Here is a 15,869-nt window from a genome sequence, read left to right on the forward strand (position 1 = left end):
CTTTGGTCCCGGCAAGCTCGGGACCGCCGCCTCCCGCCGGAAAGATCAGTGCTGCGGAACCTTGGGGACGTACCGCGCAGCCGCGCGGCACCGACGCCGGTACGGCCGTCGTGCACCGCCCCGAGGAGCACCCCCGTGTCACCGCACCGCCACCCCCAGGTCGCCCCGCCCGCCACCGACCAGGTTCCCGGCGCGGCGCCCCTGCTGGCCGCCCGCCGCTTCCTGACCCGGGAGACCGTCGGCGACCACGGCCGTACCCTGCACCAGGTCGGCGACGGCGGGTGGGAGGCGTTCTACCGTGACCGCTGGCGCTACGACCGGGTGGTCCGTTCCACCCACGGGGTCAACTGCACCGGCTCCTGCTCGTGGAACGTCTTCGTCAAGGACGGGCTGATCACCTGGGAGCACCAGGCCACGGACTACCCCACCACTGGCCCGGACTCCCCGGACTACGAGCCGCGCGGCTGCCCCCGCGGCGCCTCCTTCTCCTGGTACGAATATTCGCCGTCGCGGGTGCGCCACCCCTACATCCGCGGCGTGCTGGCGGAGATGTTCACCGAGGCGCACGAGCGCCTGGGCGATCCCGTGCTGGCCTGGGCGGAGATCGTGGAGAACCCGTTGAAGGCGCGGGCGTACAAGTCCCAGCGGGGGCGCGGCGGTTTCGTGCGCGCCAGCTGGGACGAGGCGATCACCATGATGGCCGCCGCGCACGTCTACACCACCAAGACGTACGGCCCGGACCGGGTCGTCGGGTTCTCGCCGATCCCGGCGATGTCGATGGCGTCGTTCGCGGCGGGCACCCGCTACCACTCGCTGCTCGGCGGCACGCTGCTGAGCTTCTACGACTGGTACGCGGACCTGCCGATCGCCTCGCCGCAGATCTGGGGCGACCAGACCGACGTGCCCGAGGCCGGCGACTGGTGGAACGCCACGTACCTGATGATGTGGGGTTCCAACATCCCGGTGACCCGCACCCCGGACGCGCACTTCCTGGCCGAGGCCCGCTACCGGGGCACGAAGGTGGTGGCGGTCAGCCCGGACTACGCGGACAACGTGAAGTTCGCGGACGACTGGCTGGCCCCGCACCCCGGCACGGACGGCGCCCTGGCGATGGCGATGGGCCACGTGGTGCTCACGGAGTTCTTCCGCGACCGCGAGGTGCCGTACTTCCTCGACTACGTGCGGAAGTACACCGACCTGCCGTTCCTGGTCACGTTGCGGGAGACGGCCGAGGGCGGGTGGGCGGCGGACCGCTTCCTGACCGCCGGGGACCTGGGCGCGGACGACGGGACACACAAGACCGTCCTGATCGACGAGCGCACCGGGCTGCCGGTCGTGCCCAACGGCTCGCTGGGCTTCCGGTACGGCGAGCCGGGCCGCTGGAACCTGGACCTCGGCGACGTGGTCCCGGCGCTGGGCCTGCTGGAGCGGGCCGACGAGGCTGTCGAGGTCGACCTGGCCCGCTTCGACGTCGGCGACACCGAGGGCGGCGCCACGATCCGCCGCGGCGTGCCCGTCCTGCACCTCGGCGGGCACCTGGTCACCTCCGTCTTCGACCTGCTCATGGCCCAGTACGGGGTGCGCCGCGGTGACCTGCCCGGGCAGTGGCCGACGGGTTACGACGACGCGGACGCCCCGAACACCCCGGCCTGGCAGGAGCGGATCACCGGCGTACCGGCGGCACTGGCGGCCCGGATCGGCCGGGAGTTCGCCCGCAACGCCGAACGCAGCAAGGGCCGTTCGCTGATCGTGCTGGGCGCGGGCGCGAACCAGTGGTTCCACTCCGACATGACCTACCGGGCGTTCATCTCCCTGGTCACGCTGACCGGCTGCCAGGGAGTCAACGGCGGCGGCTGGGCGCACTACGTCGGGCAGGAGAAGGCGCGGCCGGTCACCGGGCAGCAGCACCTGTCGTTCGCGTTCGACTGGCAGCGCCCGACCCGGCACCAGGCCAGCACCCCGTTCTGGTACCTGCACACCGACCAGTGGCGCTACGAGCGGGTCCCGGCCGACGAGTTGTCCTCGCCGCTGGGCACGGGACGGTTCGCCGGGATGTCCTTCGCGGACACGGTCGCCGCCGCGCAGCGGATGGGCTGGAGCCCGGGGCACCCGGCGTTCAACCGCAACCCGCTCGACCTGACCGACGAGGCCGCCGCGGCGGGCCGTACCGTCAGCGAGCACATCGTGGCCGAGTTGCAGGCCGGCACCCTCAAGGGTGTCGCCGAGGACCCGGACGACCCGGCGAACTTCCCGCGCTGCCTGACGCTGTGGCGGGCCAACCTGCTCGGCTCGTCCGGCAAGGGCAACGAATACTTCATGCGGCACCTGCTCGGCATCGACTCGTCCGCCACCGCCGAAGAGTGCGACCCCGACCACCGGCCGCGCGACGTGGTGTGGCGCGACGAGGCGCCGGTCGGCAAGCTCGACCTGCTCACCGCGCTGGACTTCCGGATGACCAACACCGGCCTGCACGCCGACCTGGTGCTGCCCGCCGCCACCTGGTACGAGAAGCACGACATCTCCACCACGGACATGCACCCGTTCGTGCACGCGTTCAGCCCGGCGGTCGAGCCGCCCGGTGACGCGCATACCGACTACGACACGTTCCTGGCCCTGGCCGACAAGGTCAGCGCACTGGCCATGACCCACCTGGGCGTGCGCCGCGACGTGCTGGCCGCGCCGCTGCAGCACGACACCCCGGACGAACTGGCCATGCCGGGCGGCCGGGTCCGGGACTGGCAGGCCGGCGAGTGCGCGCCCGAGCCCGGAAAGACCATGCCGAAGCTCATCGAGATCGAACGCGACTACACGCTGATCGGCGCGAAGATGCGCGCGGTCGGCCCGCTGCTCGACAAGCTCGGCACCACCACCAAGGCGATCACGGTGGACGTCACCCCGGAGATCGAGTACCTGCGACACCAGAACGGGGTGATCACCGAGGGGCCGTGCGCGGGGCGGCCGTCGCTGGCCACGGCCGACCGGATGTGCGAGGCGATCCTCGCGCTGTCCGGCACCACCAACGGCCGGGTCGCCGCGGCGGGCTTCGCCGCACTGGAGCAGCGCACCGGGCAGCCGTTCGCCGACCTGATCGCCGGGCACGAGAGCGACCGGATCTCGTACCCGGACACGCAGGAGGCGCCGCAGCCGGTGTTCACCAGCCCGGAGTGGTCCGGGTCGGAGAAGGGCGGGCGCCGGTACTCGCCGTTCACGCTCAATGTGGAGCGGCTCAAGCCGTGGCACACCATCACCGGCCGCCAGCACTTCTTCGTGGAGCACGACTGGGTGGCCGAGCTGGGTGAGCAGTTGCCCGCGTTCCGGCCGCCGCTGAACATGGCGCGGCATTTCGGTCAGCCGGGCGAGCTGGTCGACGGCGGGCTGACCGTACGGTTCCTGACCCCGCACGCCAAGTGGTCGGTGCACTCGATGTACCACGACAACGAGCTGATGCTGGCGCTGTCGCGCGGCGGCCCGGTGATCTGGATGAGCGTCGAGGACGCCGCGAAGATCGGCGTCGCCGACAACGACTGGATCGAGGCGCACAACCGCAACGGCGTCATCGTGGCCCGCGCGGTGGTCAGTCACCGGATGCCCGAGGGCACGGTGTTCCAGTACCACTCCCCCGAGCGCACCGTGAACGTGCCGAAGGCGGAGAAGAGCGGCCGCCGCGGCGGCTACCACAACTCCATGACCCGGCTGCTGATCAAGCCCACCCATCTGGCGGGCGGGCACGCCCAGTTCACGTACGCGTTCAACTACTACGGCCCGATCGGCAGCCAGCGCGACGAGATCACCGTGATCCGCCGCCGTACGCAGGAGGTGGAGTACTGATGCGGATCCGCGCGCAGGTCGCCATGGTGATGAACCTCGACAAGTGCATCGGCTGCCACACCTGCTCGGTGACGTGCAAGCAGACCTGGACCAACCGGGAGGGCACCGAGTACGTCTGGTTCAACAACGTCGAGACCAAGCCGGGCATCGGCTACCCGAAGCACTACGAGGACCAGGACCGCTGGCACGGCGGCTGGCAGCTCGACGCGAAGGGACGGCTGACGCTGCGCTCCGGTGGCCGCCTCAAGCGACTCACCCGGATCTTCGCCAACCCGGATCTGCCCACGTTGGACGACTACTACGAGCCCGCCACGTTCGACAAGGACATCCTGGTCAACGCGCCCGCCGGTCTGAAGGACACCCCGGTCAAGCGGCCCCACTCGGCGATCACCGGCGAGCCGATGGCGCTCACCTGGGGCGCGAACTGGGAGGACAGCCTCGGCGGGGCGCACGAGCACGCGGGCACCGACCCGAACATCGCCCGGATGCCCGCCGAGGCGGCGGCCCGGGTGAAGTTCGAGTTCGAGAAGACGTTCATGTTCCACCTGCCGCGGATCTGCGAGCACTGCCTCAACCCGGCCTGCGTGTCGGCCTGCCCGTCCGGTGCCATGTACAAGCGCGAAGAGGACGGCATCGTGCTGGTCGACCAGGACCGGTGCCGGGGCTGGCGGATGTGCGTGTCGGCGTGCCCGTACAAGAAGGTGTACGTCAACCACGCCACCGGCAAGGCGGAGAAGTGCACGTTCTGCTTCCCGCGCATCGAGGCCGGGCAGCCCACCATCTGCTCGGAGACCTGCGTCGGGCGGCTGCGCTACATCGGCATCGTGCTGTACGACGAGGACGCCGTGCTGGCCGCCGCGTCCGTACCGGACGAGAAGGACCTGCTGGACGCGCAGCGCGCGGTGTTCCTCGACCCGCACGACCCGCAGGTCCAGCAGGCCGCCCGCGAGTCGGGGCTGCCCGAGGAGTGGATCGACGCGGCCGGGAGTTCGCCGGTGTGGCGGCTGATCAGCGAATACCGGATCGCGCTGCCGCTGCACCCGGAATACCGCACCCTGCCGATGGTCTGGTACGTGCCGCCGCTGTCGCCCGTGCTGGACGCGGTCGGCGCCGCGGGCCGCGACGACACCGACGCCGACGATGTCTTCCACACCATCCGCGAGCTGCGCATCCCGGTGGAGTACCTGGCGGAGCTGTTCACCGCGGGCGACGCGGACGCCGTCGCGGGCGTCCTGATGAAACTGGCCGCCATGCGCTCCTACATGCGGGCCCGCACCCTGGACGGCACGGTCGCGCAGGAACTGCTCGACGGCATCGGGATGAGCGCCGCGCAGGTGGAGTCGATGTACCGGCTGCTGGCCATCGCAAAGTACGACGAGCGCTACGTCATCCCGGCCGCGCACCACCGCGACGCCGCCGCTCTGGAAGCCCAGGCCGCCCAGACCGGGTGCTCCCTGGACTGCGAAGGCGGCCCGGGCATGACCGACAAGGCCACGGTGGAGAGTTTCCACCTGGTCGGCGGTGAGCAGGTCCACCCGGGACGGCCGGGCCTGTTCGCGAAGCGCCCCGACGGGCGGCGCGGGCTGACCATCAACCCCGTGGGAGGTACGTCATGACCGCCCGCAGCGCCCAGGGAGGCTCAGTCATGACCGGCCGTGCCGCGCCGACGACGACGGAGCGCCCCGCCATGAGCGCGTCTCCCGCCGACCGCGCCCGGATCTTTCAGATGGTGTCGCTGCTGCTCACCTATCCGGACGCCGAGTTGCTCGACGCGGGCCCGCAGTTGCGCGCGGCCGCCGCCGACATCGCCCACGTGCAGGTGCGCGCGGGCGTGACCGAGTTCCTGGACTGGCTGCTGGCCACGCCGCGGATCGAGGTGCAGCGGCACTACGTCCAGACGTTCGACCTGCGCCGCCGCTCGGGCCTGTACCTCACCTATTACCTGCACGGCGACACCCGTCGCCGGGGGCTGGCGCTGCTGATGCTCAAGCAGCGGTACCGGGCGCACGGGCTGCGGCTGGCCGACGGCGAGCTGCCCGACCTGCTGCCCGTGGTGCTGGAGTTCGCCGCCGCCGTCGGTCCCGGTGACGGGGAGGCGCCGCTGCGCCAGCACCGGCAGGGCATCGAGCTGCTGCGCGCGGCACTGACCGGGGCGGGCACACCGTACCGGCTGCTGCTGGACGCGGTCGCGGCGGTGCTGCCCCCGCTCACCGAAGCCGACCGCGACGCCGTCGCGGCCCTGGCCATCGACGGCCCGCCGGTGGAGACCGTCGGCCTGGACTCGCTCGGCTACGGCCCCGACCTGGACGGCGCCGCCCTCGCCCCTTATCCCTCCTGCTCCGCGTCGGAGGCAACACGATGAACACGCTCATCTGGATCGTCCTGCCGTATCTGTGCCTCGCCGTCTTCGTCGCCGGTCACGTCTGGCGGTGGCGCCGCGACCAGTTCGGCTGGACCAGCCACACCAGCCAGCTTCTCGAGAGCCGGATCCTGCGCTGGGGGGCGCCGCTGTTCCACCTCGGCGCGTTCGGGGTGATCGGCGGGCACGCCATGGGCCTGCTGGTCCCGGCCGCGGTGACCGGGAAGATCGGCATCAGCGAGCACGTCTACCACACCACCGCGGTGTGGGGCGGCACGGTGACCGGGACGATGCTGGTCGCCGGGCTGGCGCTGCTGATCGCCCGGCGCTTCGTCAACGGCCGGGTGCGCCGGGTCACCACTGCGATGGACAAGGTGCTCTACGCCGCCCTGGCCGCGATGGTCACGCTCGGCATGACCGCCACGGTCGCCACCAACCTGCTCGGCGACGGGTACGACTACCGGGAGACGATCGCGGTGTGGTTCCGGGGGATCTTCTGGTTCCAGCCGCACACCGAGCTGATGACCGGGGCGCCGCTGGTCTACCAGTTGCACGCGATCGGCGGGTTCCTGTTCCTGGCGCTGTGGCCGTTCACCCGGCTCGTGCACGTCTGGTCCGCCCCGCTGGCGTACCTGTGGCGCCCGTACGTGGTCTACCGCGCCCGGCGGAGCGCGGCGCCCGCACCGCAGCCGCTGCCCGCGGTCGTGCGTGACGCCACCCGCCGGGGTGTCGGCGCGCACCACTGACTTCCCCGCGCGGGGCCTACCGCGGCCTCGGGCTGGTTACGGTGAAGACGTTGAACCGATCATGCGGCGGAGGGGCCCATGTCCGACTACCTGCCCAGCATCTACACCCGGTTCCTGGATCGCTTCCCGGAGGTCGCTGAGGCGCAGGGTGCGGTCGCGAAGGCGGTGCGCGACCGCACCCCCTTCGACGAGCGCACCGACCGGCTGCTCAAGCTCGCGATGGCGATCGGCGCGCAGGCCCAGGGCGCGGTCAAATCCAACGTACGCAAGGCGCTGCAGGCCGGCGCCAGCCTCGACGAGGTACGCGCGGTCGCCCTCGCGGCGATCACCACGTGTGGCTTCCCCACCGCGATCGCCGCCATGGGATGGATCGAGGAAGTCGCCGAGGCCCCGTAATGGCCGAGGAGAACCTCTGGCTGCGCATGGTCGCCGAGAATCCCGGCCACGCCCAGTGGTACATCAAGCGGTTCCGGGACCTGGCCGCGGCCGGCGCCGACCTGGCGGGCGAGGCCCGGATGATCGACGCCATGGTGCCGCGCGGCGCCCGGATCCTCGACGCCGGATGCGGCACCGGGCGGGTGGGCGGTCTCCTGGCACAGGCCGGGCACGAGGTCGTCGGTGTGGACCTGGACCCCGACCTGATCGCCGCCGCCCGGGCGGAACACCCGGGGCCCCGGTGGCTGGTCGGCGACCTCACCGAGCTCGACCTACCGGCGGCGGGCATCCCGGACGGCTTCGCGGTGGTGGTCTGCGCCGGCAACGTGATGACGTTCGTGGCGCCCGCCACCCGCGTGGAGATCCTGCGCCGCCTGGCCCTGCACCTGCGCCCGGACGGGCGGGTGGTGATCGGCTTCGGCGCCGGGCGCGGCTACGCGTTCGACGGCTTCCTGGCGGACGCCGCGACCGCGGGCCTCACCCCCGAGCTGCTGCTGAGCACGTGGGACCTGCGGCCGTTCACACCGGACGCGGACTTCCTGGTCGCGCTGCTGGTCCCCGCCTGAGCGCGGGTCAGCCGGCCGGGCCCACCGCCGTGCCCCGCACGTGTTCGAAGATCAGGCTGGTCTCGGCGTGCGCGACCTCCGGACGGCTCAGCACGTGATCCACCACGAAGTCGCGCAGCGCGTCCGGGTCGGCTACCGCCACGTGCAGCAGGTAGTCGACCTGCCCGGTGACGTGGTAGACGGCGACCACGCCCGGCAGCCCCGGCGCGGCGGCGCGGAACGCGGCGACCCGGTCCCGGTGGTGCACGGCCAGCCGCACCGACACCATCGCCTGGATCGGCAGCCCCACCTCGGCGAGGTCGACGTCGGCGTGGAAGCCGCGCAGCACCCCGCGCTCGCGCAGCGACCGCAGCCGGGTCAGGCAGGTGGACGGGGCCACGCCGAGGGCGGCGGCGAGGGTGGCGTTGGCGGCGCGCGCATCCTCGACCAGCAGCGCGACGAGGCGCCGGTCGAGATCGTCCAGCCCGGCGGGCGCGGGGCGCTCGGGCGGGCCCGGCCCGCGCCGCAGTTCCTTCGCCATGGTCACCTCCCCGATCGGTCCGCGCCGAATATTATGCGCCGAAGCCCGGTCATTCCGAAGGAAATTCGGAACTGTTGTGCTGTTGCCGAACACTGCGCAGCCTTACCTCCATGGAGAGCAGCCTCGACACCCGGGCCGTGCACGCCGGTCGCGACGACCTCGCCCAGCTCGGCGTCCACGCCCTGCCGATCGACCTGTCCACCACGTACCCGCTGCCGGACGTCGAGTCGGGCGGCGACGCGTACGAGGCGCTGGCCACGGGCGGTCATGAGGCGCCCGGGAACAGCCTGGTGTACCAGCGGCTGGCGAACCCGACCGTACGCCGCTTCGAGGCGGCCCTCGCGGAGCTGGAGGGCGTCGACGAGGCGGTGGCGTTCGGGTCCGGCATGGCGGCGCTGACCGCCTGCCTGCTGGCCGCGGCCGCCGAGGGCCGCCGCCACGTCGTCGCCGTCCGCCCGCTGTACGGCGGCAGCGACCACCTGCTGGACTCGGGGCTGCTCGGCACGGAGGTCAGCTGGGCGACGCCCGACTCGGTGGCCGCCGCACTTCGCCCCGACACCGGGTTGATCATCGTGGAGACGCCCGCCAACCCGACGCTGGAGATGCTGGACCTGACCGCCCTGCACGCGCAGGCGGGCGACGTGCCGCTGCTGGTGGACAACACGTTCGCCACCCCGGTGCTGCAGCAGCCCGCCCGGCACGGCGCCGCCCTGGTGCTGCACTCGGCCACCAAGTTCATCGGCGGGCACGGCGATGTGATGGGCGGCGTGGTGGCTTGCGGGCCGGAGTGGGCCGCGCGGTTGCGCCGGGTCCGCGCGGTCACCGGCGGCCTGCTGCACCCGCTCGCCGCGTACCTGTTGCACCGGGGGCTGCAGACCCTGCCCGTCCGGATGCGGGCCCAGCAGGAGGGCGCGGGCAAGCTCGCGGACCGCCTGTCCGGGCACCCCGCGATCACCCGCGTGTACTACCCGGGACGCCCGGAGTGCGACCCGGCCGGGCTGGTCGGGCGCCAGGTGCGCGGACCGGGAGCCATGCTGGCGTTCGAGGTCTCCGGCGGGTACGCCGCCGCTGCGCGGGTCGCCGCGGGATGCACGCTGATCACCCACGCGGTGTCGCTGGGCGGCGTCGACTCGCTGATCCAGCACCCGGCGTCGCTCACCCACCGGCCCGTGGCGGCCGAGGCCAAACCGGACGGTGGACTGCTGCGCCTGTCCGTGGGTCTGGAGGATCCCGCGGATCTGTGGGCCGATCTGATGCGGGCGCTCGACGCGGCGCAGTGACCGCGCCGGTCCGCCCGGGGTCGCCCGCCACGGGCCCGGGTTGCTGATGCCACGGGTCGGCGACGCCGACTTGCCCACTGCCGTCCGGGTTTACCCCTGATTCGAACAGGGCATGCCCAGGGCAGGCGGGAGGGTGGATTGTGATGACCGCGCCGTTGGACTGGACCGTGGACGAGGGCGACGGACGCGCCGTCGTCACCGTCAGGGGCCGTCTTGACCCGGCCACTGCACCGAATCTGCGGGAGGCGCTCCTGAAGTGCCTGGCCGAGCAGCCGGAGGCGCTGTTGATCGACCTGTCGGGCATGGAGGTCGCCGGAAGCACCGCGCTGGCGCTGTTCACCTCGGTCACGCGGCAGGCCGACAGCTGGCCGGGAACCCCGGTTCTGCTCTGTGCGCCGCTGGCGCTGGCCACCAAACTTGCCCGCGGCCGGTTCGGCAAGCTGACGGTGCATCCCGATCTCGACACGGCACGACGTGCTGCACCCCATGCGGGCACGGCGACCCAGTCCGTCCACGACCAACTGCTGCCGGTCACGGGGGCGGTCCGGCACGCGCGCGACCTGGCCACCGACGCGTGCGCGCGATGGGGCCTGCCGCACCTGACCGGCCCCACCTGCCTGGTGGTCAGCGAGCTGGTCGCCAACGCGGTCGAGCATGCCGACACGATGATCACGTTGCAGATCAGGCACCCGGGCCGGTACGTCAACATCTCGGTCCGGGACGGCTCGCCCACGCCGCCGCAGTTGATCAAGCTGGGCGCCCTGGACCGGGAACGTGGCCGCGGCATCATGCTGGTCGACAGCGTCGCGACGCACTGGGGCTGGCTGCCGTCACGGGAGGGCAAGGTCGTCTGGGCCACGCTCGCCGCCTGACGGGCAGGCTCCGGACGGGCAGGCTCCGGACGGGCAGGCCCCGGATAGGACAACGGCCCGGCGGGATCCACGGGCCGCCGGGCCGTTGTCGGTCTGAGCCGGTCGCGCACCGGCGCAGGGGTCAGCCCTTGACCGCCCCGGCCGTCAGCCCGGACACCAGGTGCCGCTGGGCGAAGAAGAAGACCACACCCGCCGGCACGGTGATCAGCACCGCGGAGGCCGTCAGGTACTCCCATTGCGGGTTGAACGCCGGAACGAACTGCTGCAGGCCGTACCCGAGGGTGAACCTGCTCTTCTCCTGGATGAACGCGGTGGCGTAGGCGACCTCGCCCCACGCGGTGAGGAAGGAGAAGAACGCGGTGACCGCGATCCCGGGCCGGGCCAGCGGCAGAATGACCCGCCAGAACGTGGCGAAGGGCCCGCAGCCGTCGAGGTGCGCCGCCTCGTCCAGCTCGGTGGAGATCGAGTCGAAGTAGCCCTTGAGCATCCACGAGCAGAACGGCACCGCGATGGTCAGGTACGCGATGACCAGCGAGCCGAGCGTGTTGATCAGCCCGAGGCTCGCCATGATCACGTAGATCGGGACGATGAGGATGGAGACCGGGAACATCTGGGTCACCAGGAACACCAGCAGCAGCTGGCGGCGGCCCGGGAAGTTGAACCTCGACAGCGCGTAGCCGGTGGTGGCCGACATCAGCACACCGATGGCGGTGGTGGCGATCGCGACGATCACCGAGTTGAGCGCCCACCGGGGGAACATCGTCTCGGTGAGCACGTACCGGTAGTTGTCGAGCGTGGGTTCCTTGATGAGGCTGATCTCGGTGCTCTGGATGTACACCCCGGGCTTGAACGAGGACAGCACGACCCACGCGATCGGGAAGATCGCGATCAGTGCGGCGACGATCAGGGTGGCGTGCATCGCGATGGACGCGATCGGCGAGCGGCGGCTCCTGGGCCGGCGCTTGGCTACTACCTGCGCGGACATGTCACCACACCTCGCCTTGCTTGCGCAGCGCCCGCCGGTAGAACACCGAGAACACGAGCAGGATGGACAGGATCAGTACGCCGTACGTGGAGGCGAGGGAGTAGTTGCGGATGCCCTCGAACGCGGCCCGGTAGGCGCCGGTCACCAGGATCTCGGTCTGCCCGGCGGGCTGGCCGCGGGTGACCAGGAAGATGATCGGGAACATGTTGAACGTCCAGATCGTGCCGAGCAACAGCACGGTCATGCTGACCGGGCGCAGCCCCGGCAGGGTGACGTTCTTGAACTTCTGCCAGGGGGTGGCGCCGTCGATGGTGGCCGCCTCGTAGAGCTCGGCGGGGATCGCCGTCAGGCCGCCGAGCAGCGACACGATCATGAACGGTACGCCGAGCCAGATGTTCGTGACGATCGCGGTGGACAGCGCGGTCCACTTGTCGTCGAACCAGTTCACGGGCTCCAGGCCGACCGCCTTGAGCAGGGCGTTGACCACCCCGAACTGGTGGTTGAACATGAACCGCCAGGAGAACGCGCTGACGAAGCCGGGCACCGCCCAGGGCAGGATCAGCAGCACCCGGTAGAAGCTGCGCCCGCGCATCGGGCGGTTGAGCAGCACCGCCAGGCCCAGCCCGATGCCGTACGTGAAGACGACGCAGGTGACGGTCCAGATGATGGTGGTCCAGAACTGCGGCCAGAACTGGCCGATCTGGCCGCTGAGCACCTGGATGTAGTTGTCGAGGCCGACGAACTTCCACGCATGCGGGTTCGTCTGGCAGCTCAGGTCGCCGGTGATCGACGGGGTACACAGCTCGCGCTGCTGGTTGGCCTCGGTGAGGTCGGTGAAGGACAGGTAGATCCCCCGGGCGAGGGGGTAGAAGACCAGGACGCTGAGCACGATCACCACGGGCGTGACCATCGCCCAGGCGTACCAGTGCTTGTCCCAACTGCGCCGCAGCCGCCCCGGCGGGGCCGGTTCGCGGACCGGCTCGGGGGTCGGGGTGCGGCGTCCGACCGTTGCGGTGCTCATCGCTGCTCCACTTCCGGGGGAAGGCTCCGACGCGGCTGGCCGCCGACCCGAGGGCCGGCGGCCAGACGATCAATCGATCAGTTGCTGTAGTCCTTGACGATCTCGGACTTGTACGTCTTGGCGACCGTGTCCAGCGACGCCTTGGCGTCCTTGTTCTGCACCAGCACCTCGACGGCCATCTTGTCCATCGGGCCGAAGAACTGGCCGCCCTCGGGGATCCAGGGACGGGCCACCGCGGCGTCGAGCACCGGCTTGAACGCGGCGATCGTGGCGTTGTCCTTCACACCCGGCAGGTCGTACGCGGACTTGCGGGTGGGCAGCAGGCCGAGCTTGTCGGCGAGGAACGCCTGCGACTCCGCCGAGGACATGAACTTGACGAACGCGACCGCGGCCGCGACCTTCTCCTTCGGCATGCCGGACCAGATCGTGTAGTTGTGGCCACCGACCGGGGCACCGGCCTTGGCGCTGCCGGCGGGCACCGGCGCGATGCCGAGGTTGGCGAGGCCACCGAAGGCGGGGGCGTCCTTGATGCCGTTGACCTCCCACGGCCCATTGATGATCATGGCGACCTTCTGCTCCTTGAACAGGGTCATCATGTTGCCGTAGGCGTCGTTGGCCGGGGGCTTGACGGCGGTGCCGCTCTTGACCAGGTCCTGAGCGATCTTGATACCGGCGACGGCCTGCGGGCCGTTCACGGTGATCTTCTTGGCGGCCGCGTCGACGACGTCGCCGCCCTCGCCGTAGATGAACGGCAGCAGGAAGTAGCCACCGGAGTTGATGAACAGCGCCTGCTTGCCGGTCTTCGACTTGATGGTGGCAGCGGCGGTCTTCACCTCGGCCCAGGTCTTCGGGGCGGCGGTGATGCCGGCCTGGGAGAAGATCTTCTTGTTGTAGAGCAGGGCCAGCGAGTCGGTGACCTGCGGGACGCCGTACGTCTTGCCCGCGTACTTGTCCGAGGACATCGGGGTCGGCAGGAAGTCGGCCTCGTCCTTGAGCAGCTCGGAGCCGTCCAGGTTGTAGAGGTAGCCCAGCGAGGCGAGCTCCGGCACCCAGGCGACCTCGGCGCGCAGGATGTCCGGGGCGCCCGACTTGGCGGCCGCGGCCGTCTTGAACTTGTTCTGCGCGTCCGCGAACGGCACCGACTGGTAGTCGACCTTGACGTTCGGGTACTCCGCGTTGAACTTCTTGATCAGCTCCTGGAACGCCGGGCCCTCGTTCTTCGGGTCCGAGGTGTCCCACCAGGTCAGCGAAGCGCTGAGCGACTTGGGGTCGGTCGCGGGCTTCTTGTCGCTGCTGGTGCTGCTGTTGTCGTTGCCGCTGCACGCCGCGGCAGTGAGCGCCACGGCCAGGGCGGTGGCGATCATACCGACGCTACGAATGCGCATCGGATCTCCTGTCAGTTCTCGTGTCATGGCTCCGGGGGACGGATGCCATGGCCTAAGGGGTGGGATCGCCGCCGTCCGGCGGCTGGTGACCGTGGTCACGCTAACACGCAAGTAAAACGTGTTAGGTAACTGTTTCTTAACGAGATCTTCCCACCGCCGTTCCGGACGCGTGCTCCTCCCTTCGGAGGATCCAGGACAGGCTCGCGGCCGCCGGAAATCCGTGCTAAACAGTGCACGACGGCAGTAACCGTTTACTAAACTTCACACTGCGTGAGCTGACAGGCTCGCCGCGGTACTGGCCCCGAGGGAGCGCAATGGCAGCGAAGGACGCCCACGCCGGCCGGGGCCGAGCCACCTCCAGCGACGTCGCCGCCGCCGCCGGGGTCTCCCGCTCCGCGGTCTCCTTCGCCTTCAACGACCCCACCCGCGTCTCCACCGCGACCCGCGAGCGGATCCTCGCCGCCGCCCGGGACCTGGCCTACACGCCGCCCCCGTCCAGCCGGACCGTGCGCAACCGCCGGACCCGGTGCCTCGGCGTGCTGCTCCCCCACGACATCCCCAAAGCGATGGAGAACCCGTACTACGCCCGGTTCCTCATGGGCATCGGGCAGGTGTGCACCCGTGAGGGCCTGTCCCTGCAACTCATGCCGCCCGTGGGCGACTCCCTGGTCAGGGTCATCCGAGAGGCCAGCGTCGACGGCTTCGTCGTGTGTGGACTCGACACCGACCGCGGTGAGATCGCCGAGCTGACCCGCCGGTCGCTGCCCTACGTCCTGGTCGACAGCGACGCGCCCGACGGGGGCGCCGCCAGCGTCGACGTCGACGACCGCGACGGCGCCCGCCACGTCGCCCAGCACCTGCTCGACCTCGGACACCGCCGGATCGCCGTGCTGAGCATCGAACACCGCTCCGACCAGCCCGCCCGCACCTACCGCGACCCCATGATCCGGCGCATCGCCGGCATCGAGGACGCACTGCGTACCGTCGGCCTGAGCGCCCGCGACATCACGGTCACCGAGGCGCCCTGCACCCGCATGGACGGCTACCGCGCCGCCCAGGCCATCATGACCGGCCGGCCCCGGCCGACCGCGCTGATCGTGCTGGCCGACCTGATGGCGTTCGGCGCCATCGACGCCCTGCGGGATCTCGGCCTGGACGTGCCCGGTGACGTCTCCGTCACCGGCTTCGACGACCTGCCGGAAGCACAGTGGAGCCGCCCTCGGCTGACCACGGTGCGCCAGCCCATCGCGGCCAAGGGCCGGATCGCGGGCGACTTCCTCGTCTCCGCGATCCGGGGCGAGGACCAGCACCCCCACCAGCTCCTGCACACCGCCCTGATCACCCGGGAGTCCAGCCGCCCACCGGCGGACCTCACCCGGGAACTCTCCGCGTAAAGACAGGCCAACGGGAGCCCGGCCTGGGCCTCCGGGATACGGGCGGCGACGCCACGGCCGCGCGCTGGGTCGGGTGCCGCCGGTTCCGACTGCCTCAGGGCGCGTGCGGCCCGCCGCTGCGCACGGCCTCGGTGCGGCTGCGGCCGGTACGCAGCATCCACCACAGCTCCCCCGGGACGGCGCGCCAGCCCCGGGCGCGGGCCGCCTGGTACGTGGCGCGTCCCATGAGGAGCACGCCGATCCAGAAGCTCACCTCGGCGAGCACGAGAACGGCGACCACGCTCCACGCGGGGGCGCCGGCGGCGGCCGCCACGGTCGCGGCGATGGCCAACGGCAGGCTGGCGAGCGCCAGCAGCGCTCCGACCCGAAGCTTGTTCACGTGTTTCATCATGGCCTACCGCATCAACAGCGCCCCGGCCCGATTTCAGCCCCGCACCGTCACCCGATGGTGACGACGCCGACCTCTTCTCCCCCACAT

At 71.1% G+C, this 15,869-nt stretch carries 14 protein-coding genes; 9 read left to right on the forward strand and 5 right to left on the reverse strand.

Annotated features, from left to right (window positions below; translation table 11 throughout):
• The first annotated feature begins 135 nt into the window (after positions 1-135).
• The 6 genes from ACMCNO_RS19970 (at position 136) to ACMCNO_RS19995 (ending at position 7,934) form a co-directional block, all read left to right on the forward strand.
• Positions 136-3,828 carry a nitrate reductase subunit alpha gene (locus tag ACMCNO_RS19970; protein ID WP_412750969.1) on the forward strand — a complete coding sequence of 1,231 codons (3,693 nt, stop codon included), beginning with the start codon at positions 136-138 and terminating at the stop codon, positions 3,826-3,828.
• Positions 3,828-5,444 (forward strand): nitrate reductase subunit beta, encoded by a 1,617-nt coding sequence (narH, locus tag ACMCNO_RS19975; RefSeq protein ID WP_412750970.1) that lies wholly within the window; start codon positions 3,828-3,830, stop codon positions 5,442-5,444. Before ACMCNO_RS19970 ends, narH begins: the two co-directional genes overlap by 1 nt.
• 71 nt (positions 5,445-5,515) lie before the next feature.
• Positions 5,516-6,190, forward strand: coding sequence for a nitrate reductase molybdenum cofactor assembly chaperone (gene narJ / locus ACMCNO_RS19980; RefSeq protein WP_412753757.1), 675 nt, complete (start codon positions 5,516-5,518; stop codon positions 6,188-6,190).
• Positions 6,187-6,933 (forward strand): respiratory nitrate reductase subunit gamma, encoded by a 747-nt coding sequence (gene narI / locus ACMCNO_RS19985; protein ID WP_412750971.1) that lies wholly within the window; start codon positions 6,187-6,189, stop codon positions 6,931-6,933. Before narJ ends, narI begins: the two co-directional genes overlap by 4 nt.
• A gap of 78 nt (positions 6,934-7,011) precedes the next feature.
• A complete protein-coding gene (locus ACMCNO_RS19990) occupies positions 7,012-7,329 on the forward strand; it encodes a carboxymuconolactone decarboxylase family protein (protein ID WP_412750972.1) in 318 nt (105 codons plus the stop codon).
• Entirely contained in the window at positions 7,329-7,934 is a 606-nt protein-coding gene (locus tag ACMCNO_RS19995; protein ID WP_412750973.1) for a class I SAM-dependent methyltransferase, read from the forward strand. Before ACMCNO_RS19990 ends, ACMCNO_RS19995 begins: the two co-directional genes overlap by 1 nt.
• Before the next feature lie 7 nt (positions 7,935-7,941).
• Here ACMCNO_RS19995 and ACMCNO_RS20000 read toward each other — a convergent pair whose 3' ends face one another.
• On the reverse strand, positions 7,942-8,454 hold the full coding sequence (locus tag ACMCNO_RS20000; RefSeq protein ID WP_412750974.1) for an Lrp/AsnC family transcriptional regulator: 513 nt from the start codon (positions 8,452-8,454) through the stop codon (positions 7,942-7,944).
• 110 nt (positions 8,455-8,564) lie between these two features.
• On the opposite strand from ACMCNO_RS20000, the gene ACMCNO_RS20005 reads away from it, so the two are divergent.
• Together ACMCNO_RS20005 and ACMCNO_RS20010 are read left to right on the forward strand one after the other, a co-directional pair.
• Positions 8,565-9,734: a trans-sulfuration enzyme family protein gene (locus ACMCNO_RS20005; protein WP_412750975.1), complete on the forward strand. Its 1,170-nt coding sequence runs from the start codon at positions 8,565-8,567 to the stop codon at positions 9,732-9,734.
• 143 nt (positions 9,735-9,877) lie between these two features.
• Positions 9,878-10,606 (forward strand): ATP-binding protein, encoded by a 729-nt coding sequence (locus ACMCNO_RS20010; RefSeq protein WP_412750976.1) that lies wholly within the window; start codon positions 9,878-9,880, stop codon positions 10,604-10,606.
• A gap of 121 nt (positions 10,607-10,727) precedes the next feature.
• Here the strand turns inward: ACMCNO_RS20010 and ACMCNO_RS20015 are convergent, their stop codons facing one another.
• The 3 genes from ACMCNO_RS20015 to ACMCNO_RS20025 form a co-directional block, all read right to left on the reverse strand.
• The gene (locus tag ACMCNO_RS20015; RefSeq protein WP_412750977.1) at positions 10,728-11,591 is read right to left on the reverse strand and encodes a sugar ABC transporter permease; all 864 of its coding nucleotides are present in this window, start codon (positions 11,589-11,591) and stop codon (positions 10,728-10,730) included.
• A gap of 1 nt (position 11,592) precedes the next feature.
• The gene (locus ACMCNO_RS20020) at positions 11,593-12,612 is read right to left on the reverse strand and encodes a carbohydrate ABC transporter permease (RefSeq protein ID WP_412750978.1); all 1,020 of its coding nucleotides are present in this window, start codon (positions 12,610-12,612) and stop codon (positions 11,593-11,595) included.
• Positions 12,613-12,689: 77 nt separating this feature from the next.
• The gene (locus ACMCNO_RS20025; RefSeq protein ID WP_412750979.1) at positions 12,690-13,997 is read right to left on the reverse strand and encodes an extracellular solute-binding protein; all 1,308 of its coding nucleotides are present in this window, start codon (positions 13,995-13,997) and stop codon (positions 12,690-12,692) included.
• A gap of 314 nt (positions 13,998-14,311) precedes the next feature.
• On the opposite strand from ACMCNO_RS20025, the gene ACMCNO_RS20030 reads away from it, so the two are divergent.
• Positions 14,312-15,391 carry a LacI family DNA-binding transcriptional regulator gene (locus tag ACMCNO_RS20030; RefSeq protein WP_412750980.1) on the forward strand — a complete coding sequence of 360 codons (1,080 nt, stop codon included), beginning with the start codon at positions 14,312-14,314 and terminating at the stop codon, positions 15,389-15,391.
• 94 nt (positions 15,392-15,485) lie between these two features.
• Here ACMCNO_RS20030 and ACMCNO_RS20035 read toward each other — a convergent pair whose 3' ends face one another.
• On the reverse strand, positions 15,486-15,770 hold the full coding sequence (locus ACMCNO_RS20035; protein WP_412750981.1) for a hypothetical protein: 285 nt from the start codon (positions 15,768-15,770) through the stop codon (positions 15,486-15,488).
• Between the last annotated feature and the right edge of the window lie 99 nt (positions 15,771-15,869).

Source organism: Krasilnikovia sp. M28-CT-15 (genome assembly GCF_047159595.1).
Classification (GTDB): Bacteria; Actinomycetota; Actinomycetes; order Mycobacteriales; family Micromonosporaceae; genus Actinoplanes.